General features: G+C 68.3%; 25 protein-coding genes. 4 read left to right on the forward strand and 21 right to left on the reverse strand.

The annotated features are described in order from the left end of the window. Positions 1–5 precede the first annotated feature (5 nt). On the reverse strand, positions 6–1,040 hold the full coding sequence (gene infC, locus AC1DBD_RS13495; RefSeq protein WP_441419414.1) for a translation initiation factor IF-3: 1,035 nt from the start codon (positions 1,038–1,040) through the stop codon (positions 6–8). A gap of 394 nt (positions 1,041–1,434) precedes the next feature. Between infC and AC1DBD_RS13500 the strand changes: the two genes are divergently transcribed. Next, positions 1,435–1,821 (forward strand): DUF1844 domain-containing protein, encoded by a 387-nt coding sequence (locus AC1DBD_RS13500; protein ID WP_476893583.1) that lies wholly within the window; start codon positions 1,435–1,437, stop codon positions 1,819–1,821. Positions 1,822–1,973: 152 nt separating this feature from the next. Here the strand turns inward: AC1DBD_RS13500 and AC1DBD_RS13505 are convergent, their stop codons facing one another. The 8 genes from AC1DBD_RS13505 to AC1DBD_RS13540 form a co-directional block, all read right to left on the reverse strand. Then, positions 1,974–3,293 (reverse strand): MFS transporter, encoded by a 1,320-nt coding sequence (locus AC1DBD_RS13505; RefSeq protein WP_476982315.1) that lies wholly within the window; start codon positions 3,291–3,293, stop codon positions 1,974–1,976. A gap of 63 nt (positions 3,294–3,356) precedes the next feature. Next, positions 3,357–4,262, reverse strand: coding sequence for an SseB family protein (locus AC1DBD_RS13510; protein WP_476982316.1), 906 nt, complete (start codon positions 4,260–4,262; stop codon positions 3,357–3,359). A gap of 13 nt (positions 4,263–4,275) precedes the next feature. After that, the gene (priA, locus tag AC1DBD_RS13515; RefSeq protein WP_441419410.1) at positions 4,276–5,022 is read right to left on the reverse strand and encodes a bifunctional 1-(5-phosphoribosyl)-5-((5-phosphoribosylamino)methylideneamino)imidazole-4-carboxamide isomerase/phosphoribosylanthranilate isomerase PriA; all 747 of its coding nucleotides are present in this window, start codon (positions 5,020–5,022) and stop codon (positions 4,276–4,278) included. 95 nt (positions 5,023–5,117) lie between these two features. Next, the gene (locus AC1DBD_RS13520; RefSeq protein ID WP_441419409.1) at positions 5,118–5,276 is read right to left on the reverse strand and encodes a hypothetical protein; all 159 of its coding nucleotides are present in this window, start codon (positions 5,274–5,276) and stop codon (positions 5,118–5,120) included. Next, on the reverse strand, positions 5,277–6,035 hold the full coding sequence (hisH, locus tag AC1DBD_RS13525) for an imidazole glycerol phosphate synthase subunit HisH (protein WP_441419408.1): 759 nt from the start codon (positions 6,033–6,035) through the stop codon (positions 5,277–5,279). Then, positions 6,032–6,652 (reverse strand): imidazoleglycerol-phosphate dehydratase HisB, encoded by a 621-nt coding sequence (gene hisB, locus AC1DBD_RS13530; protein ID WP_175323243.1) that lies wholly within the window; start codon positions 6,650–6,652, stop codon positions 6,032–6,034. Before hisB ends, hisH begins: the two co-directional genes overlap by 4 nt. 67 nt (positions 6,653–6,719) lie before the next feature. After that, positions 6,720–7,838 (reverse strand): histidinol-phosphate transaminase, encoded by a 1,119-nt coding sequence (locus tag AC1DBD_RS13535; RefSeq protein ID WP_476982317.1) that lies wholly within the window; start codon positions 7,836–7,838, stop codon positions 6,720–6,722. Positions 7,839–7,939: 101 nt separating this feature from the next. After that, positions 7,940–8,284 (reverse strand): LysM peptidoglycan-binding domain-containing protein, encoded by a 345-nt coding sequence (locus tag AC1DBD_RS13540; protein ID WP_441419453.1) that lies wholly within the window; start codon positions 8,282–8,284, stop codon positions 7,940–7,942. A gap of 451 nt (positions 8,285–8,735) precedes the next feature. Between AC1DBD_RS13540 and lexA the strand changes: the two genes are divergently transcribed. Then, positions 8,736–9,485, forward strand: coding sequence for a transcriptional repressor LexA (gene lexA / locus AC1DBD_RS13545; RefSeq protein ID WP_175323240.1), 750 nt, complete (start codon positions 8,736–8,738; stop codon positions 9,483–9,485). 253 nt (positions 9,486–9,738) lie between these two features. On the opposite strand, the gene AC1DBD_RS13550 is transcribed toward lexA, so the two are convergent. Further along, a complete protein-coding gene (locus AC1DBD_RS13550) occupies positions 9,739–11,889 on the reverse strand; it encodes an ATP-dependent DNA helicase (RefSeq protein WP_476982318.1) in 2,151 nt (716 codons plus the stop codon). Next, on the reverse strand, positions 11,882–13,465 hold the full coding sequence (gene hflX / locus AC1DBD_RS13555; protein ID WP_476982319.1) for a GTPase HflX: 1,584 nt from the start codon (positions 13,463–13,465) through the stop codon (positions 11,882–11,884). Before hflX ends, AC1DBD_RS13550 begins: the two co-directional genes overlap by 8 nt. A gap of 558 nt (positions 13,466–14,023) precedes the next feature. Between hflX and AC1DBD_RS13560 the strand changes: the two genes are divergently transcribed. Beyond that, positions 14,024–14,638 (forward strand): class I SAM-dependent methyltransferase, encoded by a 615-nt coding sequence (locus AC1DBD_RS13560; protein WP_441419404.1) that lies wholly within the window; start codon positions 14,024–14,026, stop codon positions 14,636–14,638. Here AC1DBD_RS13560 and dapF read toward each other — a convergent pair. The 6 genes from dapF to AC1DBD_RS13590 all read right to left on the reverse strand — a co-directional run bounded on the left by dapF (position 14,619) and on the right by AC1DBD_RS13590 (position 20,474). Then, positions 14,619–15,575 (reverse strand): diaminopimelate epimerase, encoded by a 957-nt coding sequence (gene dapF, locus AC1DBD_RS13565; RefSeq protein WP_441419403.1) that lies wholly within the window; start codon positions 15,573–15,575, stop codon positions 14,619–14,621. The genes AC1DBD_RS13560 and dapF overlap by 20 nt on opposite strands. A 135-nt stretch (positions 15,576–15,710) precedes the next feature. Further along, a complete protein-coding gene (miaA, locus tag AC1DBD_RS13570; protein WP_476909773.1) occupies positions 15,711–16,589 on the reverse strand; it encodes a tRNA (adenosine(37)-N6)-dimethylallyltransferase MiaA in 879 nt (292 codons plus the stop codon). 106 nt (positions 16,590–16,695) lie between these two features. After that, positions 16,696–18,240 carry a tRNA (N6-isopentenyl adenosine(37)-C2)-methylthiotransferase MiaB gene (gene miaB, locus AC1DBD_RS13575; RefSeq protein ID WP_476982320.1) on the reverse strand — a complete coding sequence of 515 codons (1,545 nt, stop codon included), beginning with the start codon at positions 18,238–18,240 and terminating at the stop codon, positions 16,696–16,698. Positions 18,241–18,311: 71 nt separating this feature from the next. Further along, positions 18,312–18,797 (reverse strand): regulatory protein RecX, encoded by a 486-nt coding sequence (locus AC1DBD_RS13580; RefSeq protein ID WP_476893624.1) that lies wholly within the window; start codon positions 18,795–18,797, stop codon positions 18,312–18,314. A 145-nt stretch (positions 18,798–18,942) separates the two neighbouring features. Beyond that, a complete protein-coding gene (gene recA, locus AC1DBD_RS13585) occupies positions 18,943–19,992 on the reverse strand; it encodes a recombinase RecA (RefSeq protein ID WP_138769744.1) in 1,050 nt (349 codons plus the stop codon). A gap of 263 nt (positions 19,993–20,255) precedes the next feature. Further along, positions 20,256–20,474, reverse strand: a complete 219-nt coding sequence (locus tag AC1DBD_RS13590; protein WP_056740635.1) for a DUF3046 domain-containing protein — start codon at positions 20,472–20,474, stop codon at positions 20,256–20,258. 41 nt (positions 20,475–20,515) lie between these two features. On the opposite strand from AC1DBD_RS13590, the gene AC1DBD_RS13595 reads away from it, so the two are divergent. Continuing rightward, a complete protein-coding gene (locus tag AC1DBD_RS13595) occupies positions 20,516–21,037 on the forward strand; it encodes a MarR family winged helix-turn-helix transcriptional regulator (protein WP_441419401.1) in 522 nt (173 codons plus the stop codon). Between the two features lie 104 nt (positions 21,038–21,141). Here the strand turns inward: AC1DBD_RS13595 and AC1DBD_RS13600 are convergent, their stop codons facing one another. The 4 genes from AC1DBD_RS13600 to AC1DBD_RS13615 all read right to left on the reverse strand — a co-directional run bounded on the left by AC1DBD_RS13600 (position 21,142) and on the right by AC1DBD_RS13615 (position 25,874). Continuing rightward, positions 21,142–21,594 (reverse strand): helix-turn-helix domain-containing protein, encoded by a 453-nt coding sequence (locus tag AC1DBD_RS13600; protein ID WP_138769747.1) that lies wholly within the window; start codon positions 21,592–21,594, stop codon positions 21,142–21,144. Between the two features lie 138 nt (positions 21,595–21,732). After that, entirely contained in the window at positions 21,733–22,263 is a 531-nt protein-coding gene (locus tag AC1DBD_RS13605) for a CinA family protein (protein WP_476982321.1), read from the reverse strand. Continuing rightward, positions 22,260–22,898 (reverse strand): CDP-diacylglycerol--glycerol-3-phosphate 3-phosphatidyltransferase, encoded by a 639-nt coding sequence (gene pgsA / locus AC1DBD_RS13610; RefSeq protein WP_476982322.1) that lies wholly within the window; start codon positions 22,896–22,898, stop codon positions 22,260–22,262. The genes AC1DBD_RS13605 and pgsA overlap by 4 nt, the downstream gene beginning before the upstream one ends. A 27-nt stretch (positions 22,899–22,925) precedes the next feature. After that, complete coding sequence (locus AC1DBD_RS13615) at positions 22,926–25,874, reverse strand: FtsK/SpoIIIE family DNA translocase (RefSeq protein WP_476982323.1); 2,949 nt, start codon at positions 25,872–25,874, stop codon at positions 22,926–22,928. Positions 25,875–26,089 lie beyond the last annotated feature (215 nt).

Genomic DNA, 26,089 nt, shown 5'->3' on the forward strand with positions numbered 1-26,089 from the left:
GTGAACTAGTTGGTCTTCTTGCTGCCCGGCTTCGGGGCGGCCTTGGGAGCCGCCGGCCGTGCCGCAGGCTTCGGAGCCGCGGGCCGGGCGACCGGCTTCGGTGCCGCAGCCGGCTTCGGCGCAGGCTTCTCGGCCGCCGGCGTTGCCGGTGCCGCAGGTGCCTTCGGTGCTGCAGCCTTGGGAGCGGCCGGCGCCTTGGTCACTGCGGGCTTCGCGGCGGCCTTCGGAGCTGCCTGCTTCGGAGCAGCCGCCTTGGGGGCCTTGGGTGCCTCCTGCTTCGGCTCTTCCTGGGCGGGGGCTTCCGTCGCCGGAGCCTCCGTCGCGGCTTCCTCAGCCTTGGGCGCCTCAGCGGCGGGGGCTTCCGTTGCCGGAGCCTCCGTCGCGGCTTCCTCAGCCTTGGGCGCCTCAGTCCGGACCTGGTAGCCCTCCGGCAGCAGGTCGGCAAGCGACTGCGTCAGGGGTGCCTCGGGGGCGGACGTGTCAACGCGGCCTCCGCCCGAAGACTTGGCTTCGTTCTCGGCCTTGGCTTCTGCGCGCTGCGTTGCACGGCGGGCCTCTGCCTTGGCTTCTGCCTTGTTCTTCAGCGGTCCGACAACCATGACCATGTTGCGGCCGTCGATGCGCGGGCTTGACTCCACGACGCCCACTTCGGCGACGTCGTCAGCGAAGCGCTGGAGCAGGCGGATGCCCATCTCGGGGCGCTGCTGCTCACGGCCGCGGAACTGGATCATGGCCTTGACCTTGTCACCGGCGCCGAGGAAGCGGAGCGCGTGGCCGCGCTTCGTCTCGTAGTCGTGGGTGTCGATCTTCAGGCGGAAGCGGATTTCCTTCAGGACCGTGTTGGTCTGGTTCTTCCGGGCTTCGCGTGCCTTGACGGCGGCTTCGTACTTGTACTTGCCGAAGTCCATCAGCTTGCACACCGGAGGCTTGGCCTGCGGTGCAACTTCAACGAGATCAAGATCGGACTCGGCAGCCAAACGCAGGGCATCCTCAATACGGACGACGCCTACTTGTTCGCCTGCAGGGCCGACCAGCCGCACCTCGGGGACGCGGATACGCTCATTGATTCTTGGCTCGCTAATGTTAAAGCTCCTGTGTTCGTGAGGGGTACTCCGCCGGCAAATGAAGAAGGCCTCCAATTGCCGGAGCAATCGAAGGCCTCAAAGATCGGTACTGCCGTCCCCGCGAGGAGGAGGCATGCATACCCGCCAGGCTAAATGCCCGGAGAAAATGCCCGACCAGGTACCCGGCAACCTTGATTCCTAGGGAATACTCGCGGCTGACGCGGGTGGGAGAGAACTCCGCTTGCAAACTGAAAACCAATTCTACAGAAAGATACCGGCTCAACGCACGTGGCGCCGCCGGGTCTCTGTTCCGTTTGTGGACTTCTGCAGAAATAACGACATTCAGTTGGTCTGTGACAAGCTTACCAGCATGAGCACTCCAGACAGTAATTCACACGTTTACCAGCCGGCCGATGCCCAGGCCGATGTTTCCCAGCAGATCCGCGACATCTCCGAGGTCCCCGCGATCGAAGTCATTACCACCGCCGCCGTGCACCTGATGAGTGCCGCCGCGGTGAAGCTCGGCCTGGCCGCCGAGGAGAACGCCGAGGAGCTCAAGGACCTGGATGAGGCGCGCAAACTGATCACCGCCCTCGCCGGGCTGGTCACCGCCGCGGCCCCCGAGATCGGCTCCCAGCATGCCGGCCCGTTGCGCGACGGCCTGCGGTCCCTGCAGCTGGCCTTCCGCGAGGAATCCGCCATTCCGGACGCCCCGGGCAAGGGTCCGGGCGAGAAGTACACCGGACCGGTCAACTAGGCCCAGTCAACCAGGGCCCGCCAACAGGGCCCCGTTTGCCGGCACCTGCCGGGCATCCACGGCCAACGGGCAACGACCACGGCGGCGGGCGGACCACATCGGTCCGCCCGCCGCCGTCGTCGTTAACCCTCCGTTATCAGGGTTGCGGCAGGTCAGGCTGCGGCCAGCCGCCGCCGGCGGCGGTGCTGCAGCACCAGGCCCACGAGGCACAGCACGACGCCGGCCAGCCCCACCGAGACGAAGCCCGCGCCCGGGCCCACGCCGTCGATGAAGAGCCCGGCCAGCGGGGCGCCGAGTGCCACCCCGCCGGTAAGGGCGGAGCCATACCAGCCCATCGCCTCGCCTCGGCGGCCCTCCTCAACCAGTTCCGCCACCTTCTCGGACGCGGCAGACAGCACCGGTGCGCACAGCAGGCCCGGCAGCAGCGAGAGCAGTGCGAGCGTCCAGGTGTCCTGGGCGAACGCCATCGGAAGAGTCAGTGCGGACATGCCCAGCAGCAGCAGGACCGGTGAGACGGGCCGGTGCATGGCGCCGTAGACCAGGCCGCCCAGCACCGATGCCGCGCACCAGAACAGGAACACGATGCCGATTTCGGCCTGATGGCCACCCGTCTGCAGGGCGGCGACAATGCCGACGTCGGTGCCGCTCAGCACCATGCCCGCCCCGGCTGCGACGGCGAAGACCGCCGCGACGGCGGCCGTGAACCAGGCGAAGTTGTGGATGACCTTGTGCCGCAAGCCGGGCCTGCTCTGCCGCCGCTGTTCCGCGCCGGCCAGCGGCGCCAGTTCCGCTGCAGCCTCCTGGATATGGGGTGCCGCGGCGACGAGGGCCGTCTCCGCACCCTCCTGCTGGCCCGCTTCGAAGGCCGGATCCGGTTCGACGCCGGGCGCGGCACTGCGGGTGGGCGGGTTGATCCACATCAGGAACAGGCCGGACAGGGAAGTGGCGACCCCCACCACGGTCAGGCCCAACACGGAGAAACCCGCGGTGGCGACGAGGGCACCTGCGGCGGGGCCGATCATGAAGACCAGTTCGGTGCTGATCGCGTCCAGGGCGAAAGCTGTCCGCCGCTGCTCGCCGCTGGCCAGGATGCCCAGCGACTGGCGCACGACGCTGAAGATCGGCAGCGTCAGCAGGCCGCCCACGAAGACCAGTGGCAGCAGCAGCTGATAGCTGACGTGCGGCACGATCGACCAGATGACGGTTTCGGAGACGACAGACGGGATCAGCGCCCTCCGCAGACCCACGGTATCCACGCGGCGGCCGCGCCACGGGGCGCCGACGGCGATGCCGATCGTCATGACAGCGGCTGCCGCCCCGGCCGCGGCATAGCCCTGGCCCAGGGTGAGGACGATGTGAAGGGTCAACAGCACGCCTGCGGCGGAGTGCGGGATGCGGGCGACCATGCCGACCAGCAGGAGGTTCCTGATGGGCCTCACGGCAAGCAGGTCCCGGTAAAGCGCGAAATTCACGAAACTGCATTCCTTTGAGTACTGCCTGCGGCAGCCCCGGGATGTCTCCGAACTGGCCGTCGGCTATTGAGCTGCGCGCTGCAACTTGATTTCGATCGAGTCAACCCGTTCAGCAAACGTTTCATTCCGGGCCCAGGCTTCGTTGAGGCCGGCCACGATGGACTGCACCGCGGCGGCGTCGAGTCCGTCTTCAAGGTACAGCACAACGCGCAGCTCCGGACCGGCGCCACCGCCGGGAAGCTGCCTGCCGCCGGCCTGCGCCGACGCAACGCCACCGCCGGGATGAATTTCCACGCGCCGGAGCGCCGGAACACCGGCCGCGGCCGCTTCGACCGCCTCCGCCACCGCCGGATCGCTGTAGCTCGGCGTCCAGGCGTGCTGCCGGGCCAGCGCCCACACGGCCGGGCGGCGCACCACGAAGGTGGCGGCGGAGCCGGGGTCCAGCACCAGCAGTTCGGCGTCCTCGGCAACGGCGGAGAGCGCGGCACGTGCCGCGTACACCGCCACGGGCCGGGCCTCGGGGTGCCACGCGGCCAGCGCTTCGGCCGAGGTGAACACCGGCAGCGCGGTCCGGCCGTCGGGCGCCTTGAGGGTCACCAGGGCCATATCCGCCTGCTTGTCCCCGTGCAGTTCCCCGCCGTGCTGTTCCTTGCCTTCCTGGCCGATCACAGCCTCGCCTTCTTCGGCGAGCCGGGCGAGGATCGGCACGAAGACACGTGCGGTCGCCAGGGATGCCACTACCGATGCCTCGTCGCCCTGGCCGGCGGCCAGCGCGGCCAGCGCCGCGAGGTAGCCGGCGTCGGCGGCGCCGTCGTCGTCCTCGAAGTTGTGGATCCTGGCGTCGTCACCGCTGAGGCTGCGGCCCGCCCAGGGCTGCCCGGCCGAGTCCGTCGCTCCGCCGGCACCGGCGAGGGCGGCAGCGATATGCCCGGGCAACGGCCGCCCGGCGGGCTGGGTGCTGTGCTCCATGGCTGGGACGTGCCTAGCGGCGGCCGGCGACGTCGAGGGCCTCGGGCAGCGTGAAGTTCCCGTTGTAGAGGGCCTTGCCGACGATGGCGCCCTCGACGCCGAGCGGCACGAGGGAGCGCAGGACCTTGAGGTCTTCGAGGCTGGAGATGCCGCCGGAAGCCACGACGGGTTTGCCGGTCTTCTCCACCATTTGGCGCAGCAGCTCCACGTTGGGTCCCTGCAAGGTGCCGTCCTTGGTGACGTCGGTGACGACGTAGCGGGCGCAGCCGGCCTCTTCGAGGCGGCCGAGGACCTCCCAGAGGTCGCCGCCTTCCTTGGTCCAGCCGCGGCCGGCGAGGGTGGTGCCGCGGACGTCGAGGCCGACGGCGATCTTGTCGCCGAAGCGCTCGATCACCCGCTGCGTCCACTCGGGATTCTCCAGCGCCGCGGTGCCCAGGTTTACCCGGGCGACGCCGAGCTCCAGGGCCTTTTCCAGGGACTCGTCGTCGCGCAGGCCGCCGGAGAGCTCGACCTTGATGTCCAGCCGGCCCACGACTTCGCGCAGCAGTTCGGCGTTGGAGCCTCGGCCGAAGGCGGCGTCGAGGTCAACGAGGTGGACCCATTCGGCGCCCTGTTCCTGCCAGTTGAGCGCGGCTTCCAGCGGCGTGCCGTAGCTGGTTTCGCTGCCGGCTTCGCCCTGGACCAGGCGCACGGCCTGGCCGTTGACGACGTCGACGGCGGGGAGCAGCTCGAGTACCGGCAGCGGGGTTTCGGTGGTCATCGTAGGGTCCTCACGGTGTTGGGGCGGCAGGTCGGGATAGGGAGCGTGCTTGCGGGCCGGTCAGTTTTCCGGCTGGGGCCAGTTTCCGGCTGGGGTCAGTTTCCCGGCAAGGTCAAGAGCCAGGCGGCCAGCAGCGACATCCCGGCCAGGAAGTAGAAGACGATCTGGACCCACAGCGGGCTTTTCTGCTGGCGGAAGGACAAGGCGCCGCCGACCAGCAGGCCGGCGAGGCCCATCAGGACTAGGGACCACATCTAGGCGGTCTGTTCCGGGGTGCCGGCCTGGCCGGTGCGGGCTTTGGCGCCGCCACGCAGGCTGTCGACCCAGTTGCGCAGCAGGCGCGCACCGGCGTCGCCGGACTTCTCCGGGTGGAACTGGGTGGCGCACAACGGGCCGTTTTCCACCGCCGCGATGAACGGGGCGCCGTGCTCGGACCAGGTGACGAGCGGGGCCGCCATGCGCGGCTGGATCACGTCGAAGTCCCAGTGCTGGACGCCGTAGGAGTGCACGAAGTAGAAGCGCTCGTTCTCGACGCCGGCGAAGAGCCGGGAGCCCTCCGGCACGGTGACCGTGTTCCAGCCCATGTGCGGCACGACCTCGGCCGGGAGGAGCTCGACCTTGCCGGGCCACTCCCCCATGCCTTCGGCGACGGTGCCGTGTTCCACGCCGGCTTCGAACAGGACCTGCAGCCCGACGCAGATCGCGAGCACGGGCCTGCCGCCGGCGACGCGGCGGCCGATCATGCGTACGGCGTCAACGGCCTTGAGCTCGTTCATGACGGTTTCGAAGGCACCGACGCCGGGGACAACGAGCCCGTCGGCGTTGAGCACGTCTTCGGGCTTGGAGCTGAGGATGACCTCGGCTCCGGCGCGTTCCAGGGCGCGGACGGCCGAGCGGACGTTGCCGGAACCGTAGTCGAGCACGGTGACGGTGGGCTTGCCCTCCGGCGAAGCCGGCTTCCTCGCGGCGTCGGGGTCGATGATGGCGCCGTCCCGGAGCACCTTGCCGGTCACAGTGCGCCCTTGGTGGAGGGAATGCCCTCGACGCGGGGATCCGGCTCCACGGCGGCCCGGAGCGCACGGGCGAAGGCCTTGAACTGGGCCTCGACGATGTGGTGCGGGTCCCGGCCGGCAGTGACATTCATGTGCAGGCAGATCCCGGCGTGCAGGGTGATGGCTTCGAAGACGTGCCGGGTCAAGGACCCGGTGAAGTGTCCGCCGATCAGGTGGTATTCCTGGCCGGCCGGTTCGCCGGCGTGTACCAGGTAGGGCCGGCCGGACACGTCGACGACGGCCTGCGCGAGCGCCTCATCCAGCGGGACCGTGGCCTCGCCGAAGCGGCGGATGCCGGCCTTATTGCCCAGCGCCGTGCGGAGGACCTCGCCGAAGGTGATGGCGACGTCTTCCACGGTGTGGTGGACGTCGATGTGGGTGTCGCCCGTGGCCTTGACCGTCATGTCGATCAGCGAGTGCTTGCTCAGCGCGGTCAGCATGTGGTCGTAGAACGGTACCGAGGTGCTGATGTCCGAGACGCCGGTGCCGTCCAGGTTGATCTCGACCAGGACGGACGATTCGCTGGTGGTCCGCTCCATGCGTGCGGTCCGGGCAGCGGCTGATCCGGTGTTGCTCATGTGGGTGTCCTTTGGATGTGGCGGGCGCCCGGCGAACGGGGCGGTGTGCGTGGGTCCTGGCTTAAGTCTAGGCGGACTGTACTTCGTGGCCGGTCAGGATCCGTTCCAGGGCTTCCAGAAACGCTGTGGTTTCCGTCTCAGTTCCGGCGGTCACGCGGAGGTGGCCGGGAATGCCGACGTCGCGGATGAGGACGCCGGCGTCGAGCAGACCCTGCCAGGTCTCGTGCGGGTTCTCGAGGCCGCCGAAGAAAACGTAGTTCGAATCCGAAGCGGCCGGCTTGAGGCCCATCCGGGTCAGCTCCGTCACGATCCGGTCCCGCTGGCGCTTGATGTCCTCGACGTCGGCCATCAGCGCGACGCGGTGGTGCAGGGCGGCCAGCGCCGTCGCCTGGGTGATGGCGGAGAGGTGATACGGCAGCCGGATCAGCCGCAGGGCATCCGTCACCTCCGGCGCCGCCGCCATGTAGCCGAGCCGGGCGCCGGCCAGGGCGAAGGCCTTGCTCATGGTGCGTGAGACGATCAGCCGCTCCCGGCCGGGCAGCAGCGCCAGGGCGCTGGGCGTCCCGTCGTGGGCGAACTCGTGGTAGGCCTCGTCGACGATGACGATGGTCTGGCTTGCTTCTCCGGCCTCGTAGACCGCCTCGACCACGTCAAGCCCCAGGCCTGTACCGGTGGGGTTGTTCGGCGAACAGAGGAAGACGACGTTGGGCTTCAGCTCCCTGACCTGGCGGGCCGCCGATTCGGCGCTCAGACCGTAGTCCTCGGCGCGTACACCGACGATGTATTCGGTGTCTGTGCCAGCGGCGAGCAGCGGGTACATCGAGTAAGTGGGAGGGAAGCCGAGCGCGGTGCGTCCCGGGCCACCGAAGGCCTGGAGGATTTGCTGCAGTACTTCGTTCGAGCCATTTGCTGCCCAGATGTTGGTGGCATCCAGTCCGTGGCCGAGATACTCGGCGAGGGCTTCCCGCAGTTCGGTGAACTCGCGGTCCGGGTACCGGTTCAGTCCCGCAGCGGCCTCCGTCACGGCTTCGGCGATGGCGGCGCGGACGTCCGCCGGGACTCCGTGGGTGTTTTCGTTGACGTTCAGCAGGATGGGGACATCCAGTTGGGGCGCACCGTAGGGGCGCAGTCCCCGCAGATTGGTCCGGAGGGGCAGTCGGTTGAGGCGCTCTAGCTGGTCAGTCACTTGCCCAGTTTAAGTGAGACCCGGCCCCGCCCCGAAACTGTGACCGCGAATGGCCGCCCGGCGGCACCGATGGCCCGGCGCGCCACTCGCCCGGGTAGGGCTTACTTGGAGGGTACGTAGAGCTGCTGGCCGGGGAGGACGCGGGCGGCTCCGAGGTTGTTGAGCTGAACGATGTCGGCGACCACGTCACGGGGGTCGCGCTCCGGGGCGACGGCACCGGCGATGGCCCAGAGGGACTCCCCCGGCTGGACCGTGACGGTGACCGTCGGGGTGAGCGAGAGCTCCGCGGCCGAGTCGGCGGCCTTGGCCGGAGCATTCAGGAATCCGGACAGTGACAGGACGAGCACGGCCAACAGAACCAGCGGCAGCCCGAAGAAGACGAACCGGCCGCGGCGGGTCAGCCGCAGCCGAGCCTGCCGGGCTGGTGCCGCGGGTGCGGCCTCCATGGGGATGGAAACCAGCGAACCGGAAATAGCGCTTACTGCTGACATGAGCTGAGCCCTCCTGGACTTATCTGTGCCACTGGAAATACCTGTGCCGCCCGGCGTACTCCTCGTACCTGCCGCCAACCGGCCTAACCTTCAAACGCAAAACCCTTGAATGCGAACCCTCGAACCCGATACTTCGAACACAGAACCGAAACCAGCGGACCGGACTACGGGTAAAGCTTCGAACACATATTCGAACTTTGCTGTTCCTGTTTTAGCACTTATGAACGAACATTGTCGAGACTCGCTAGAACAAATGTTTGAAAAACCTTGTTGGCTGGCCTACTTTTGAATCACAGGACAACCACTTGTGTTGATGAACATCAGTTGATCAGCGGGGTCTGACATTTTCAGCTCGGCAGGTCCCGGTAGCCACAGCGGCCGGGCGGAATGGAAAGGCATGGCGAACATGGCAGCACAAGCCGCCGGCGGGAGGGCTTCCCAGCGCAGCCCCCAAACCGGCCGGGCGCCGAAAAGCCTGACCGTCCGGCAGAAAAAGATCCTGGAGACCATCCAGCGTTCCGTGACGGACAACGGTTACCCGCCCTCGATGCGCGAGATCGGCGACACGGTCGGGCTCGCCAGCCTCTCCAGCGTCACCCACCAGCTCTCGCAACTGGAAAAGCTCGGCTACCTGCGGCGGGACCCCAAGCGGCCGCGCGCCATGGAAGTCCTCATGCCGCTGACACTGGATGAAGGCACGACCAGGATTTCCGGCGTGGAGAAGTCCAGCGGCCTGCGGGCTGTCGGCGGCCTCGCCGTCTCGGAGCTTGCCAGCGCCACGGACACGGCCATGGTGCCGTTCGTGGGCCGTATCGCCGCCGGCGGGCCGATCCTGGCCGACCAGGTGGTGGAGGACGTGATGCCCCTGCCGCGCCAACTGGTGGGCCACGGCGAACTGTTTATGCTCCGGGTGGCAGGCGATTCGATGATCGACGCCGCCATCTGCGACGGCGACTGGGTCGTCGTCCGGCGTCAGAACGATGCCGTCAACGGGGACATCGTGGCCGCCCTGCTCGATGACGAGGCAACGGTCAAGACGTTCCGCCAGCGGGACGGCCACACCTGGCTGCTCCCGCAGAACACCCAGTACGAGCCGATCCTCGGCGACCATGCCGTCATTATGGGCAAGGTCGTCTCGGTGCTGCGCTCCCTGTAGTCCCCTGCCACACCACTCCGGCCGGCCCATCTCCCGGCAGCTCGAAGGCCCCGTCCGCAGTTCCGGACGGGGCCTTCTGCGCTCCCGCCCGGTTCTTGGCACACTGACGGCGCGCCCGCCCGCGCGGTGCCGCGGTGACCCGGCAGTGCCGGTCCCGGGCGCGGAAAAAGCGGGCGGGAACGCAAGCGCCGGCCCACATACCCCCGGCCCGGCCACGGCCGGCGGCAGCCTGCGTGGCGGGCCGCTTCACCGGTTACGTGGCGGGCTGCTTGGCGGGGCTCTCCTTGGCGAGGCGTTCCAGGGCGGCCAAGGCCACCGAGGTGTCGGTAGTGGGCCAGAAGGGGGGCAGGGCGGCCCGCAGGAACGCTCCGTACCGTTCGGTGGACAGCCTGGAATCGAGGACCGCCACCACGCCCTTGTCCGACGTCGAACGGATCAGCCGGCCGGCGCCCTGGGCGAGGCGGATGGCCGCGTGGGTCGCCGAGACGCTCATGAAGCCGTTGCCGCCGGACTGGGCCACAGCCCGGGAGCGGGCGGTCATCAATGGATCGTCTGGCCGCGGGAACGGGATCCTGTCGATCACTACCAGGCGGCAGGAGTTCCCGGGCACGTCGACGCCCTGCCAGAGCGACATGGTGCCAAAGAGACAGGTGTCGGGCTCGTCGGCGAACTGCTTCACGAGCGCGGTCATGGTCGACTCGCCTTGGCAGAGAATGCTCAGGCCCAGCCGGGGACGCATCGCTTCGGCCGCCTCCTCGGCGGCGCGCCGGGAAGAGAAGAGACACAGGGCGCCGCCGCCGGAGGCACGGATCAGCTTCTCGAGCTCATCGAGGGCTTCCGGGGATGTTCCCCGGCCGGGCTTGGGCAGGTGCTTGGCAACGTAGAGGATGCCTTGCTTCGGATATTCGAAGGGCGAACCGACGTCGACGCCCGTCCAGCTGGGTGCGCCCGGGCCCACTAGGCCGAGCCCTCCGGCCGCCGGCTCGAAAGCCGAACCGATCGCCAGGGTTGCCGATGTCAGGACGACTGTATGGTCGGCGAACAGTCCCTCGCGGAGCCGACCGGCGACGCTGAGCGGGGCGATGTTGATCAGGGCCGGCGCGGAGTCATCGGGCTGCGAGTAGCCCTGTTGCGGGTCGAAGCTGCTGTTGCGGGAGAACCAGACCACTTCGCGGTTCTCCTTGGCGGCCAGGAGCCGTTCGCACAGTTCCAGGATCACCATCAGCCGGGACCGCGCAAGCTGCCGGCCGCCGTCGGCCGTGTTGGCGCTGTCCCCCTTTGAGTCGGAGAGCGCGGCGCGGCAGGCGTCGCGCAGCTGGTCCACGCAGTCGAGCTGTTCGCTGTTCAGTCCGTTCGGCATCAGGCCGCTGGGAACGCCCTCGATGGCGAGTTCAAGGTTGGACGCGGCGTTGTTGAGCGCATCCACCGTGATCCCGGTGTGCTTGCGGGCGCCGGAGGCGGCGGCGTGGACCATGGCCACGGAGAGCTGGCCGGACACGGCGCCCGTGACCCGGTCCTGCAGTTCGTGCGCCTCGTCCACCACCACGACGTCGTATTCGGGCAGCACGGCCAGGCCCTCGAAGGCGCTGACGGCCAGCATGGCGTGGTTGGTAACCACCACATCGGCGTCGGCTGCGTTCTGGCGGGCGAGTTCGCTGAAGCATTCGGCGGCGAGCGGGCACTTCTGCGCGCCCAGGCACTCCATGGAGGTAACGGAGACCTGCCGCCAGGCACGGTCGGTCACGCCCGGCATGAGCTCGTCGCGGTCCCCGGTCTGGGTGTCCTCGGCCCATTCGCGGAGCCGGACCACTTCCTTGCCGAGTTGCGAGGACGGGCCGCCCATCGCGGCTGCGAAGTGCGGCACCGAGGTGTCCTCGCCGAGGGAGAACAGTTGGCCCTCGGACGGTTCCTCGGAGGGGAAGCCGCCTTCGAGCTTATGGCGGCAGACATAGTTGGACCGGCCCTTGACCAGTGCGACCTTCACCGGCCGCTCCAGGGCCGGGGTGATGGTCTTGAGCAGCCGGGGCAGGTCCCTGCCGACAATCTGGGTCTGAAGTGCCAGGGTGGCGGTGGAGACAAGGGTGGGCTTGTCGCTGACCAGCGAGTGGGCGATCAGCGGAATCAGGTAGGCCAGGGATTTGCCGGTGCCGGTGCCGGCCTGGACCAGCAGGTGGTCGCCGGTCTCGATCGCTCGCGCCACCTGCCGTGCCATTTCGTGCTGGCCGTCGCGGCTCTGGCCGCCCATGCCGGCGACCGCCCGGTCGAGCAGTTCAACCACGAACTGCTCGCCGGACGGGCCGCTTTTAACCTTGTCTTTAGCCGGGCCGCTTTCGGACGGGCTGCTGCCGGACGGGCCGCTTTGGGACGGCGCGGCCGCCCCTTCAGCCTCCGCTGGTTCAGTCATTGCTGACGAAGGAATCCAGTTCGGCCGCGAGCCCCTCGCGCACCATCACCACGGCTCGGGTGCCGGTCTCCTCGTGGTCGAGGCTGATGATCTCGGCGTCGGTCTCGTGCAGCTTGCTGAGCAGGTCCCCGCGGTTGTACGGGATCATCAGTTCCATCTTGACGCTGGGCCGCGGAATGCCCTCGCTGATGGCCTTGAGCAGCTCCGGGATGCCTTCCCCGGTGCGGGCCGAGACCACAACGTGGCGCGGCTCGCGCTGCTTGAGCCGTTCGATCACGAACGGGTCGGCGGCGTCGGCCTTGTTCAGGACGATGATTTCCGGCACCTTGCGGGCGTCGACTTCGCTGAACACCTTGCGGACGGCCGCAATCTGGCCCTCCGGATCTGGGTGGGAGACGTCGACGACGTGCAGGATCAGGTCCGAGTCGGCGACCTCCTCCAGGGTGGAGCGGAAGGCCTCCACCAGCTGGGTCGGCAGCGAGCGGACAAAGCCCACGGTGTCGGCGAGGGTGTACCCCAGGCCGTCCGAGGTTTCGGCCTTGCGGACCGTCGGGTCCAGGGTGGCGAACAGGGCGTTCTCCACCAGGACGCCGGCGTCGGTCAGGCGGTTCAGCAGCGAGGACTTACCGGCGTTGGTGTAGCCGGCGATCGCCACCGACGGCACGGCATTACGACGCCGGTTGGCCCGCTTCGTTTCCCGGGCCGGCTTCATCGCGGCGATTTCGCGCCGCAGCTTGGCCATCCGGGTGCGGATCCGGCGGCGGTCCAGCTCGATCTTGGTTTCACCGGGGCCGCGCGAACCCATGCCGGCTCCGGCGCCGCCCACCTGGCCACCGGCCTGGCGGGACATCGACTCACCCCAGCCGCGCAGGCGCGGGAGCAGGTATTCGAGCTGCGCCAGTTCCACCTGGGCCTTGCCCTCGCGGCTCTTGGCGTGCTGGGCGAAGATGTCCAGGATCAGGGCCGTGCGGTCGATGACTTTGACCTTGACGATGTCTTCCAGGCTGCGGCGCTGGGAGGGGGCGAGTTCGGCGTCGACCACCACCGTGTCGGCGCCGGTGGACATCACGATGTCCTTGAGCTCCTGGGCCTTGCCGGAGCCCAGGAAGGTGCCAGGGTCGGGCTTGGCGCGGCGCTGGACGAGCCCGTCGAGCACCTCGGAACCGGCCGTTTCCGCGAGGGCTGCCAGTTCGCGCAGGGAGTTCTCGGCATCGGCGAGGGTGCCTTCTGTCCATAGCCCGGCAAGCACAACGCGCTCGAGGCGCAGCTGCCGGTACTCGACTTCGGTGACATCTTCGAGTTCCGTCGACAGGCCTGCGGTTCGGCGCAGCGCGTGGCGCTCCTCGAGGTCCTGTTGGTCGCCGTCGTAGCTGCTGTGTTCCTCATCCAGCCGCGAAATCGCCTGGGCCTTGCCGAACACCGCCCTGGACTCGCCGGGGTGCCCGGCGTCGGCGCTGTTTCCGGTCTTCGGGGCGGGGGCGTCTTTGGAGAGGATCCGGTCGATGACAGCCTGGATTTCCGCAGGGCTCATGTCCTGGGCGGCTGAATCGGGTCCGGTGTTGGGCTGACTGGTCATGGTCTCCTTTGAAGGGTCTACAACTTCAGAATAGTGCTGTTCGGTGTTTCGTGGCGCGGTATTCGCGCTGGGCTGACGACTATTGGTCATCCGTGCCTCCTGGGTTGCCTGGCGGCTGCGGCGCCGCTGGCCGGGCGGGGCTCCCTGGCAAAGCGCTAAACAAGGGAGCGGGGCGGTGGATATGGGAGGGGAATGGCGTCTGATGGCGCCGTGTGGCGGGGAGAAACGGTCCGTTCAGCACTGCGGCAACTGCTGCCGGGCACTGCTTTGGTTTAAAGCCCTTTGGCTTCAAGGCTTGACTCCAAGTGGTCTGGCGCCAGCGGGTGATGTTTGCATCACGGAGGGGGCGCACTGAGCGGAAGGTAACTACCTGCGTCGCTGCGGGGACGGGACATTCGACAACGAATCGAAGGCCCGTGCCGGTTACTTGAAGTTAAGGATCATGTTTTTAAGATTAGCAGACCGTGCGGTGGCCACGGCGCGGCGGGGCTGTGCCGGTCGCTGGCGTGTCCGGGCCGGTTTCCCATACCGCCGGACCGCCAACTAATCTGGCCAGTTATGGAGTCTGCACACTATTTCAGCGCCCAGCCCGCCGGGCCGTTCACCCGCAAGCCACTGACCGTGGAGCTTGCCGGCGAGCAGCGGCAACTGCAGACGTCCTCGGGAATCTTCAGCCCGGATGGAATCGATAAAGGGACCGCCGTCCTGCTGGCCGACGTCCCGGCCCCGGCACCGCAGGGAAACCTGCTGGACATCGGCTGCGGCTGGGGGCCGATCGCGCTGACCATGGCCCTGAGGGCGCCCCATGCCCGGGTTTATGCGGTGGATGTCAATGAGCGCTGCGTGGCGCTGACGAATGAAAATGCAGCCCTGCTGGGGCTGGAGAATGTCACGGCCAGCGCACCCGGGGACGTCGACCCGGAACTGCGCTTCGACACGATCTGGTCCAACCCGCCCATCCGGATCGGCAAGGACGAACTCCACGCCCTGCTGCTGCTTTGGCTGCCGCGCCTTGCCCCGGGCGGGTCGGCCTGGCTGGTGGTCCAGAAGAACCTTGGTTCGGATTCGCTTCAGCGCTGGCTGACGGCGGAGCTCGACAGCAGCTTCAGCGTCACCCGCGAGAGCACGTCAAAATCCTTCCGGATCCTGCGGGTCAGGAAAGCGTCCCGCTAGCAACGATCACGGCCGGGCCGCTAAGCTCCACGTGCTCGTGGCCGTCCGCGGCGAGGAAGAATTTCACGCCGACGACGCCGCCGGGAACCGCAACGTTCCAGGTGTCCGGGGCGCCCTGGCCGGCCCAGTGCCGGATCGCGACGGCGGCGGCGCAGGCGCCGGTCCCGCAGGACAGGGTCTCCCCCACTCCCCTTTCGTGCACGCGCATGGTGATGGTCCCGACACCGTCGTGAACGAGCGGCTCGGACGGCACGACGAACTCAACGTTGGTCCCGTGCGGCGGCACCGGGTCGACGCGGGGTGCCCTGAAGAGGTCCGTGGCGTCGAGTTCCGCGAGTTCCGCCAGCGCGACCACGGTGTGCGGGTTCCCCATGCTTACGGACAGCGCGGGCCTGGCGACTTCCAGACCGTCGGCGCTGACCAGCGAATCCATGGCCCGCGCGGTTGCTTCTCCCGGGAAGATGAACTCCCAGGGGCCCATGTCCACGGCGTAGCCGGCCGCGGTGCGGACCACGGTCTTCACACCGCCGCGGGTTCCGATGGTGAGCGACTCGCCGGCCGGCAGGTCGACCAGTCCCTCGTTGATGAGGAAGTGGACGAAGACGCGGACGCCGTTGCCGCACATTTCCGACAGCGAGCCGTCACCGTTGCGGTAGTCCATGAACCATTCGGCCGCGGGGTGGTCGGCAAGCAGCTCCCGGCCTTCGGCGAGCAGCCGGGAGGGAACGGCGCGGATGAGTCCGTCGCCACCGATGCCGCGGTGGCGGTCGCAGAGGGCGGCGACCTGCTCCGGGGTGACGGAGAGGGCACCGTTGGGGTCCGCGATCAGGACGAAGTCGTTGCCGGTTCCGTGGCCCTTCGAGAACTTCAGGCCGCCGAGCGCGGCAGTGCCTGAAGCAGCATGGTGGTCAGCGGCCGTGGCAAGGGTTTCGTCCATGCTCCAAGGTTACCGTTCCGGCCAGGCCGGGACGGAACCGTGACACCGGACACCCCGTCAAAAGCCGCAGCGCCGGGATCCGTAGCGATGGATCTTTGGCGGTGGCTTCAGCGGGAGATCTTCAGCGGGAGATCTTCAGCGGGAGAGCGCAGCGGCCTTCGCCAGCAGTCCGGGGTCCTGCCAGTCAAGCCAGTTGATCCGGGGGTCGGCGCGGAACCAGGTGAGCTGGCGCCGGGCGAACTGCCGGGTCGCGACAATGGTCTCTTCGGCGGCCTGCTCCTGGTCCGCCGCGCCGTCGACGACTTTCAGGAACTGCGCGTAGCCCAGTGCCCGCGAGGCGGTCTTGCCGCGGCGCAGCCCTTCGGCGTCGAGGCGCCGGACCTCCGCCAGCAGCCCCTGCTGCACCATCGCGTGGACCCGGGCGGCTAGGCGTGCCCGCAGCTGTTCGCGGTCCACCTGGAGCCCGATCTGCACGGCCGGCTGGAAGTACTCGCGCGTGGGCATGAAGGAGCTGAAGGGCCGCCCGGTCAGTTCGAAGACCTCCAGTGCCCGGATGACGCGGCGGGCATCACCCAGCCGCCCGGCCGAGATCGGATCCACGAGTTCCAGCCGGGTACGCAGCGGCGCGAGGCCGGCCGCTGCTTCCTCCGCTTCCAGGCGGCGCCGGATGGCGGGGTCGGTTCCGGGGAATTCGAGCACGTCCAGGGCGGCGCGGACGTATAAGCCTGAGCCGCCGGCGAGGATGGCCCGTTTGCCCCGGGCGTGGATGTCCGCAATCACGGCCCTCGCCTGCTGCTGGAAGTCCGAGACACTGGCCTCCTCGGTCACATCGAGGATGTCCAGCAGGTGGTGCGGCACTCCCCGGCGTTCGGCGGCGGTGATCTTGGCCGTACCGATGTCCATGCCGCGGTAGAACTGCATGGCGTCGGCGTTGACGACCTCGCCGTCGAGGGCCAGTGCCAGCGAGACAGCCAGATCCGACTTTCCGGAGCCGGTGGGCCCGACGACGGCGATGACCGGCGGTGTCGGTTCCGCGGCGCCGGAGTTTCCCGGTGCCGCGGAATCGTCGGGGGCGCCGGCAGGGTCGGGGCCGTCGTAAGGGGCGGGGGCGGGCACGGGGTTAGCGGCCGCGGACCGGGAGGCTCGGCATGCCCAGCGAAACGCCGGATGTGCCTCCCGAGCCGCTGCCGGCGGCCGGAGCGCCGCAGGAATCGGCCTGGGACCGGTCCCAGGCGTCGCCGGCGCGTGAGCGGCGCAGGCTGTAGTCGTCTGCAGTGGCCGGGTCGGCGACGAGGTGGAACGCCGCGGCCTCGGTGATTGTCACCGTGACGAGGTCTCCGGGGCGGGGTGCTTCGGCGCCGTCCGGCACGGAGAAGTGCACTAGGCGCTGGTCCTGGGCGCGGCCGGAGAGGCGGTGGGTTTCCCCGGCCTTTCGGCCCGACTGCGCAGTCACCATGACCTCGACGCGGCGGCCCAACTGGCGGGCGTTCTCCTCGGCGGCGATCCGGTCCTGCAGGGCGGTGAGCCGTTCGAAGCGTTCCTGGACCACGGCCTTGGGCAGCTGGTCCGGGAGTTCCGCGGCAGGCGTGCCGGGCCGCTTGGAGTACTGGAAGGTGAAGGCGGTGGCGAAGCGGGACTTCTCCACGACGTCGAGCGTGGCCTGGAAGTCCTCCTCGGTTTCACCGGGGAACCCGACGATGATGTCGGTGGAGATGGCGGCATGCGGGATCTTCTCCCGGACCTTGTCCAGGATGCCGAGGAACTTGGTGGAACGGTAGGACCGCTTCATCTCCCGGAGCACCTTGTCCGAGCCGGACTGCAGCGGCATGTGCAGTTGCGGCATGACATTGGGGGTCTCGGCCATGGCGTCGATGACGTCGTCGGTGAAGGCGGCCGGGTGCGGGCTGGTGAACCGGACGCGCTCCAGCCCGGAGATCTCGCCGCAGGCGCGCAGCAGCTTGGAGAACGCCTGCCGGTCGCCGAACTCGACGCCGTAGGAGTTCACGTTCTGGCCCAGCAGTGTGACTTCGATGGCGCCGTCGTCGACGAGGGCCTGGATTTCGGCGAGGATGTCGCCGGGCCGGCGGTCCTTTTCCTTGCCGCGCAGCGCGGGGACGATGCAGAAGGTGCAGGTGTTGTTGCAGCCGACCGAGATGGAGACCCAGCCGGAATAGACGGAGTCACGCTTGGTGGGCAGCGTCGAGGGGAACACGTCGAGCGATTCCAGGATTTCCAGCTGCGCCTCGTCATTGTGGCGTGCGCGGGCCAGCAGGGCCGGCAAGGCGCCGACGTTGTGCGTTCCGAAGACGGCGTCGACCCAGGGCGCCTTCTTGAGGATGGTTTCGCGGTCCTTCTGCGCCAGGCAGCCGCCAACGGCGATCTGCATGCCGGGGTTGGCTTCCTTGACCGGGCGGAGGATGCCGAGGTTGCCGTAGAGCTTGTTGTCGGCGTTTTCCCGCACCGCGCAGGTGTTGAAGACGACGACGTCGGCCAGTTCGCCTTCGGAGCGGACGTAACCGGCGGCTTCGAGCATTCCGGACATCCGCTCGGAGTCGTGCACGTTCATCTGGCAGCCGAAGGTCCGCACCTGGTAGGTGCGGGCCGGGGCAGTCTCATCCGGATAAGGGGCTCCGCCGGCGGCGGGGGAAGGAATGGTCAAACTCACCTGTTAAGGGTACCGGTTCGGCGTGGCCGTATTCGCGGATGCCTCGTTTCGAAGCCGCGAAGAACCTCGCTTCAGGCGCCGCCGTCCTGCTCTTCGAGGGCAGCGTCCAGGACCTCCCCCACGATCCGGAAGGCCTGCGACGGCTGGTAGCCCTTTCGCGCGAGCATGGAGGCCAGCCGACGCACCGTTTTGTCCCGCTCGGCACGGTCTTCCAGTCCCCTCGCGTTCCGCACCTTGCGTTCCACGAGTTCCCGCGCCGCGGTTTCCTCGTCCTCGTCACTGAGCTGTTCGAGGGCGCCGGCAGCGGTCTCCTCGTCGATGCCCTTCTCAGCCAGCTCCCGGCGCAGGGCGCCCTTGGCCAGCTTCCGCGTCTGGGACCTGCTCCGCACCCACATATCGGCGAACTCGGCGTCGTCGATGAGGCGGACCTCTTCGAAGCGGTCAAGGACGGCCTCGGCCACGTCGTCCGGGATGTTGCGCTCGGCCAGCTTGCGGGAAAGCTGCAGCCGGCTCTTGGGCGAGTTGGTCAGCTGCCGCAGCACGACGGCGCGTGCCACGGCGGCGGGATCAGCGTCGGCATCCTGCTCGGGCGCCGGCTGCACGGTCCGGTGCGGGTCGCCGGGGCCGTCAACGACGCCGGGGCCAGGATTCCGGGAAGAGAATCCTGACCCCTTACGGCGTCGTGCGGCGGAGGCCCGGCTGTTAGAAGCCGTCAACGGCCTTCAGCTTCGGTGATTCCTCCGGGTCGGCGGCCTTGACGCCGACGCCGAGCTTTTCCTTGATCAGGCGCTCGAGTTCGGCGGCGAGTTCCGGGTTGTCCCGCAGGAATCGCCGGGAGTTCTCCATGCCCTGGCCCAGCTGGTCCCCGTCGTAGGTGAACCACGAGCCGGACTTCTTGATCAGGCCGTGCTCGACACCCATATCGATGATGCCGCCCTCGCGGGAGATGCCCTGGCCGTAGATGATGTCGAATTCGGCGATCTTGAAGGGCGGAGCCATCTTGTTCTTGACGATCTTCGCCTTGGTCCGGTTGCCGACAGAGTCCGCGCCCTCCTTGAGGGTCTGGATGCGGCGGACGTCGATGCGGATCGAGGCGTAGAACTTCAGCGCCTTACCACCGGTGGTGGTTTCCGGGGAACCGAAGAACACGCCAATCTTCTCGCGCAGCTGGTTGATGAAGATTGCCGTGGTCTTGGTCTGGCTCAACCGGCCGGTGATCTTACGCAGCGCCTGGCTCATCAGCCGCGCCTGCAGGCCGACGTGGCTGTCGCCCATGTCGCCTTCGATTTCGGCGCGGGGTACCAGAGCGGCGACGGAGTCGATGACGATCACGTCCAGCGAGCCGGAGCCGATCAGCATGTCCATGATTTCAAGCGCCTGCTCACCCGTGTCCGGCTGGGAGACGAGCAGCGCGTCGGTGTCCACACCGAGCTTGGCGGCGTATTCCGGGTCGAGGGCGTGCTCGGCGTCGATGAATGCGGCGATGCCGCCCTGGCGCTGGGCGTTGGCCACGGCGTGCAGCGCGACGGTGGTCTTACCGGAGGACTCAGGGCCGTAAATCTCGACGACGCGGCCGCGGGGCAGGCCGCCAATTCCGAGGGCCACGTCCAGTGCGATGGAGCCGGTGGGGATGACCTCGATGGGTGCGCGGACTTCGTCGCCCAGGCGCATGACGGAGCCCTTGCCGAACTGCTTGTCAATCTGGGCTAGCGCTGCGTCGAGCGCCTTCTGGCGATCCGGGGCTGCGGCCATGATTCACACCTCTAATACTTTCTCGCTGGAGAGTGGCCGTCGCGGCCGTTGTTATGTCATCCCTGACGCTAGTGGCAGCCACTGACAAAGTTGCCGCCGCCGTCGCGTATGTGGATAACGCTCTGAAAAAAGCATAGCCCGACCCGAACAGATATTCGAACAATCGCAGCGGCGTGTCAGTCGTCCGATGCCCGACGACCGGTGCCGGTCCGGTGCCGGACCGGTGCCGGACCGGTGCCGGCGCGGCGCCGGGGAGGGCCCGGTCAGCGCGGCTTAACGTCGCGGCCGAGCCGCCGTTCGGCGGGCACATCCTGGACATCGCAGAGCGCCAGCCAGACCTGTTTGGGCGGTACGCCCGCGCTCAGCGCCTGGTCCGCGGTGCGTCCGCCCACACCCGCCAGCACCAGGGAGCTGCTGAGGACCCGGGAATATCCCGCCCCGAACTCGTCGTCCATAAGCCGCCAGAAGTCGCTGATTCTCACCGATAAAGTCTCTCACGGGCGCGGACCCTAGAATGGTTGCTATGAGCAACCCAAGCGACGCCGCCCCGGATCCGGCGCCAATTTCCGGGACCGGCGAACCCGCCGCGGAGGAGGCGCTGGCCGCCGTCGAGCGCCAGTTGAGCCTGCTGTGGCGGCGTGCCCGTTCCATGTCGCAGCAGCTCTCCCGCCAAGTCCATCCCGAGATGGAGCCTGCGGCCTACGGGCTGCTGTCGGTCCTTCGGACCAAGGGCCCCATCCGGCTGACCGAACTGGCCTCCTGCATCGGCGTCGGCAAGCCCTCGGTGAGCCGCCAGGTCGCCTTCCTGGAAGGCCTCGGCCTGGTATCAAAGGAAGCCGACCCGCTGGACGGCCGCGCCCAGGCCATCAGCCTGACGGCCAAGGGCGAGGAGAAGATGCACCTGGTCCAGGATGCGCGCCGCGAGGTCTTCCGCGAACGGCTGGCAGAGTGGCCGGCCGGGGAACTGGAAGCCTTCGCCGGCTACATGGCGAAGCTCAACGCCACCTACGAACGCGACGGCTTCCCGCGCGACGAAGGCCTCTAAGCCGCTCCGGCGAAGGAGCACCGGCCAGAACATATGGCTCCAGGACACGGAAAAGGTCCCCGGCACACCGCCGGGGACCTTCCTTTGGATCGAATGGAGTGGGGCTAGCGGGCCCCGGAGAGCAGGCCTGTGGCCAGCTCGTCGTTCAGCTCGGTGTTGAGTTCACGGTCCAGGTCACGGCCGTAGCGCTGCGCAAATTCCTGGGGCACGGTGTCCGGTACCGCTACGCCCTCGGCCACGGCGACGCGGTCGCTGACTTCGCGGAGCATGCTGGACAACGGGACGTCGAGGGCCGAGCAGATCGAGGAGAGCAGCTCCGAGGAGGCTTCCTTCTGGCCGCGTTCCACTTCACTCAGGTAGCCCAGGGATACACGGGCACTGTGCGAGACTTCGCGGAGGGTACGGCCTTGGCGTTGGCGGACATCGCGCAGGACATCACCGATTTCGTGACGAAGTACAACCATCTTGCGCTCCTTCTGTTCGCTCTTTGCCTGATCGGCGAGGCCCACATCCTTCCAGCGGACAACGCCGTTTACGGATACGGGCTGCTTTACCATCTGTATCGCCTTGCTCCCTCGTATGTGTTGTTCGCGGTTTAGTGCGAACGTTGTGATGATTTCATCCTAGGCGCCACCCTTATTCGGGGGCGACACAATGTAACAACTATTCGGAATCAACTTTTGTTCCCGGCAACTTTACCCGCGGTAGCTTGCCGGCGATAGGGCTTCGAGCAGGCGCTCCAGGGCGGCGCCGCACGCCAGAGCCCGGATCTCCTGGCGGCTCCCCTCGAAGTGGTACGCGAACGACGTCGCGCCTTCTGCCGTGGCGAGTCCGATGAAAACGGTTCCCACATCCTTGCCGTCGTGCGCCTCCGGGCCCGCCACCCCGGTGGTGGCCACGGCGACGTCGGTACCGCACGCGGTGCGCGCACCGGCGGCCATCGCCGCGGCAACTTGACCGTCCACCGACCCGGCGGCGTCGAGGAGTTCGCGGGACACGCCCAGGATGCTGGCCTTGACCGAGTTCGCATAGGCGACCACACCGCCCTGCAGCATGCCGGACGCACCGGGGGTATCGGCCAGCACGGCGGCCACCATTCCGGCGGTGAGCGACTCAGCCGTGGCCACGGTCAGCCCGCGCTCAATGGCGCGGGCCACAGACTGCTCGGCGAGTCGGTGCAGATTCGGGTGCAGCCCCGGGTGGGCGTTTGGCTGCGGATTGCTCATGGCGTCCCCTCCTGGACCTGCTGCTTTTTGGCCCGGATGCCGCAGGCGCGCAGCTTGAGGGCTTCAACGACATATTCGGCGCCGGTCCAGACCGTGATCGCCAGGGCGGCCATCATGACCGCGAAGGCCAGGAATCCCAGCCACGGCGCAATCGAGGCCAGCGGCATCACGTACAGGAAGATCGCCGCGGTCTGCACGACGGTCTTGAGCTTGCCGCCGCGGGATGCCGGGATCACGCCGTAGCGGATCACGAAGAAGCGCAGCGCCGTGACGCCCCACTCGCGGACGAGGATCAGGACCGTGACCCACCAGGGCAGTTCGCCGAGCAGGGAAAGCATCACCAGGGCCGAGCCGATCAGCAGTTTGTCCGCGATCGGGTCCGCGATCTTGCCGAAGTCGGTGATTAGCCCGCGGCTGCGCGCGATGTCGCCGTCGAGCTTGTCCGTGTAGATCGCCACCGCGAAGACGACGACGGCGGCCCAGCGCCACGCGCCGTTCTGCGCGTCCAGGCCCGGGGCATCGGCGAGGAGGAACCAGACGAAAAACGGCACCAGCGCGATCCGCAGCATCGTGAGGATGTTGGGCAGGTTCCAGATCCGCGGGGCGGACCCGGCGTTGGTTTCGGCGCTAGTCACCTTCCTAGGCTACCGTCTCGCCGCCGGCTACCGTCCGGTCAGCGACCAGGCGTCCTCGGAACCCTCGTCGTCGTCGCCGGGGCCGTCGGCGCCGTCGTAGTAGTCGACGCTCTGGGTGCGGTTGTCCAGGTCGGCGGCCACCAGGTCCTCCGCGTAGCCGCCCTGGGCGATGTTGGCGTTTGCGTTCTCGCTCAGCGCGGCCGTCTGCGAATCGGTGGCGACCGGGCCGTCCTGGCCCTTCATGGCGGCCAGGACCGCGGCAAGGTCGTCCGGCTTGACCAGGACGTCGCGGGCCTTGGAGCCCTCTGAGGGGCCCACCACTCCCCTGGACTCCAGCAGGTCCATCAGGCGGCCGGCCTTGGCGAAGCCGACCCGGAGCTTGCGCTGCAGCATCGACGTCGAGCCGAACTGCGTGGTGACGACGAGCTCGGTGGCCTGCAGCAGGACCTCGAGGTCGTCTCCGATGTCGTCGTCGATCTGCTTCTTCTGCGCCTCGGGGGCAACGTCGTCCCGGTAGACGGCCTTGAGCTGGCCCTTGACGTGTTCGACGACCTTATGGATTTCGGACTCGGTCACCCAGGCGCCCTGCACGCGCATCGCCTTGGAGGCACCCATCGGCAGGAAGAGAGCGTCGCCCTGGCCGATCAGCTTCTCGGCGCCCGGCTGGTCCAGGACCACGCGGGAGTCGGTCACGGAGGAGGTGGCGAAGGCCATGCGGGACGGGACGTTGGCCTTGATCAGGCCGGTGACGACGTCGACGGAGGGCCGCTGCGTGGCGAGCACCAGGTGGATGCCGGCGGCGCGGGCGAGCTGGGTGATTCGGACGATGGAGTCTTCGACGTCGCGCGGGGCCACCATCATGAGGTCGGCGAGTTCGTCCACGATCACCAGCAGGTACGGGTACGGGCGGATGACGCGCTTGGAGCCCTCCGGCGGGTGCACCTTTCCGGCCCGGACCGCCTTGTTGAAGTCGTCGATGTGCTTGAAGCCGTAGTTGGCGAGGTCGTCGTAGCGGGCGTCCATTTCTCGGACCACCCATTGCAGCGCCTCGGCGGCCTTCTTGGGGTTGGTGATAATCGGGGTGATCAGGTGCGGGACGCCCTCGTAGGCGGTCAGCTCCACCCGCTTGGGGTCCACCATGACCATGCGGACCTCGTCCGGGGTGGCGCGCATCAGGATCGAGGTGATCATCGAGTTCACGAACGAGGACTTACCGGCACCGGTGGCGCCGGCCACGAGCAGGTGCGGCATCTTCGCGAGGTTAGCGACGACGTAGCCGCCCTCGACGTCCTTGCCGACGCCCATGACCATGGGGTGGTCCGTACGGCGCGCGTTCTGGCTGCGCAGCACATCGCCGAGCGACACCGTCTCGCGGTCCGTGTTGGGGATCTCGATGCCGATGGCCGACTTGCCCGGGATGGGGCTCAGGATGCGCACGTCCGAGCTCGCGACGGCGTAGGAGATGTTCTTGGACAGGGCGGTGACGCGTTCCACCTTGGTGCCCGGGGACAGTTCGATTTCGTAGCGGGTCACGGTGGGTCCGCGGCTGAAGCCGGTGACCTGGGCATCGACGTTGAACTGGGTGAGCGTCTCGGTCAGCGAGGCGACGATCGCGTCGTTGGCCTCGGTGCGTTCCTTGGGGATGGAGCCGGGGGTGAGCATGTCCGACGCCGGCAGCGTGTAGGTGACGTCGCCGGCGAGCGAGAGCTGTTCGGTGCGTTGCGGGATCGGGGTGGGCGGCGGCGCCGGGGCAACCGGGTTCGCGGGGACCTTGGGAGCGGCGGCGCCGGCGTTCGGGGAGGGGTTCAGGGATCCGGCGGCGACCATGCCGGGGGTGACGAGCGGGATCGCCTCGGTGGCGTTCTCCGCCGCGGCGCCGGCCGCGGTGCTGCCGAGGCCCTGGGCCGCCTTGATCTTTTCGACGGCGATTTCGGCCTGCGTGGGCCGCCGGACGCCGGGCGCCACGGCCTTGGCGGCCTTGCCGCCTGCCTTTGTGCCGGCGGCGCCTGCGGTCGTTTCGTCGTCGTCGACGACGGCGTGTTCGAAGGCTTCGTCGCCGACGTAGCCTTCCAGCCGGGCGTCGCCGTCGTCGTCCTTGCCGAACAGGCGCTTGCGCTTCTTCTTGGGTGCGGGGGCGTCGTTCTCGTACAGGTAGCTGCGGTCGTGGGCGTCGTTCCCGGCTTCGTCCGGGTAGTCCTGCAGGTCGATGCCCATCAGGTGCTCGTAGGCGCCGCGCAGCCGGGACGGGATGGCGCCGAAAGGTGTGGCCGTGACGATGAGCAGCGAGGTGAAGGCCAGCAAGCTGTAGAGCGCGACCGGCACGGCGGCGTGGATGGTCGCCAGCGGGGCGGCGGCGAGGTAGCCGAGCATGCCGCCTGCGCGGCGGAGCCCGTCGAAGCCGTCGGCGACGGTCGGCTGGCCGCCGATGATGTGCGCCAGGCCGCTGCCGGCGAAGGTCATGATGAGGAAGCCGATGCCGATCCGGTTGTTGCCGCGGCCGTCGACCGGCTGGCGAAACAGCCGGAAGGCGCAGACGAAGAGCATCAGCGGCAGCAGCAGGGACATCCAGCCGAAGGTGCCGTTGACGACTCCGAAGACCAGGTCCGGGAGCCAGCCTTGGAAGCCCCACCAGGCGAAGGTGGCAATGAAGACGCCGAGCGCGAGGTTGAACAGGGCGGCGCCGTCGCGGCGGTCGGCCGGGTCGAGGTCGCTGACATCGTGGCCGATCCGGCGGATACCGGCGCCCACCACATGGCCTACCCCCAGCCAGGCCCCGGCCACAATCCGCACCAGCCATGGCTGGTGCGGTTCGACGGCGGCAAGCTGCCGGGTGCGCGCGGTTCCCTGCGGACGGCTGGTCTTGGACGCAGCTGCGCCCGAGCCCCGGCCCGCAGAGCCGCCGGTGGTGCTCTTTGAATTGCCGCGTGAGTTGCCGCTGGAGTTGCCTCTAGGCGCGGAGGAGGTGCGTGTCGCCATACCCGCAACGGTACCGGACGCCGGGCGGAAAACCGCGGATTTCCGGGGCAGGCGGGGATCATGTTGAACCGCCCGGGCGGCTGGTTTCCCCGCCGCCACCGCGCCCAAGGGGCTTCCTGGCAACGGAAACGGCCCTCCCCGGCGGCGCCGCCGGGAAGGCGGTGCCGGCGGGGAGGGCCGTTTCGGTGCAGATCGTGTGCCGTGCTCGTTGCCGG

The sequence above is a fragment of the Arthrobacter sp. 10T419 genome (assembly GCF_056394105.1).

Coding starts and splice junctions, on each gene's coding strand:
- AC1DBD_RS13605 (WP_476982321.1), bottom strand. CDS start 22,263: ATGAGCAATCCGCAGCCAAACGCCCACCCGGGGCTGCACCCGAATCTG.
- recA (WP_138769744.1), bottom strand. CDS start 19,992: ATGGCCGCAGCCCCGGATCGCCAGAAGGCGCTCGACGCAGCGCTAGCC.
- AC1DBD_RS13560 (WP_441419404.1), top strand. CDS start 14,024: ATGGAGTCTGCACACTATTTCAGCGCCCAGCCCGCCGGGCCGTTCACC.
- AC1DBD_RS13550 (WP_476982318.1), bottom strand. CDS start 11,889: ATGACTGAACCAGCGGAGGCTGAAGGGGCGGCCGCGCCGTCCCAAAGC.
- AC1DBD_RS13520 (WP_441419409.1), bottom strand. CDS start 5,276: ATGTGGTCCCTAGTCCTGATGGGCCTCGCCGGCCTGCTGGTCGGCGGC.
- hflX (WP_476982319.1), bottom strand. CDS start 13,465: ATGACCAGTCAGCCCAACACCGGACCCGATTCAGCCGCCCAGGACATG.
- AC1DBD_RS13510 (WP_476982316.1), bottom strand. CDS start 4,262: ATGGAGCACAGCACCCAGCCCGCCGGGCGGCCGTTGCCCGGGCATATC.
- lexA (WP_175323240.1), top strand. CDS start 8,736: ATGGCAGCACAAGCCGCCGGCGGGAGGGCTTCCCAGCGCAGCCCCCAA.
- dapF (WP_441419403.1), bottom strand. CDS start 15,575: ATGGACGAAACCCTTGCCACGGCCGCTGACCACCATGCTGCTTCAGGC.
- AC1DBD_RS13500 (WP_476893583.1), top strand. CDS start 1,435: ATGAGCACTCCAGACAGTAATTCACACGTTTACCAGCCGGCCGATGCC.
- hisB (WP_175323243.1), bottom strand. CDS start 6,652: ATGAGCAACACCGGATCAGCCGCTGCCCGGACCGCACGCATGGAGCGG.
- AC1DBD_RS13595 (WP_441419401.1), top strand. CDS start 20,516: ATGAGCAACCCAAGCGACGCCGCCCCGGATCCGGCGCCAATTTCCGGG.
- priA (WP_441419410.1), bottom strand. CDS start 5,022: ATGACCACCGAAACCCCGCTGCCGGTACTCGAGCTGCTCCCCGCCGTC.
- AC1DBD_RS13540 (WP_441419453.1), bottom strand. CDS start 8,284: ATGGAGGCCGCACCCGCGGCACCAGCCCGGCAGGCTCGGCTGCGGCTG.
- AC1DBD_RS13600 (WP_138769747.1), bottom strand. CDS start 21,594: ATGGTAAAGCAGCCCGTATCCGTAAACGGCGTTGTCCGCTGGAAGGAT.
- AC1DBD_RS13615 (WP_476982323.1), bottom strand. CDS start 25,874: ATGGCGACACGCACCTCCTCCGCGCCTAGAGGCAACTCCAGCGGCAAC.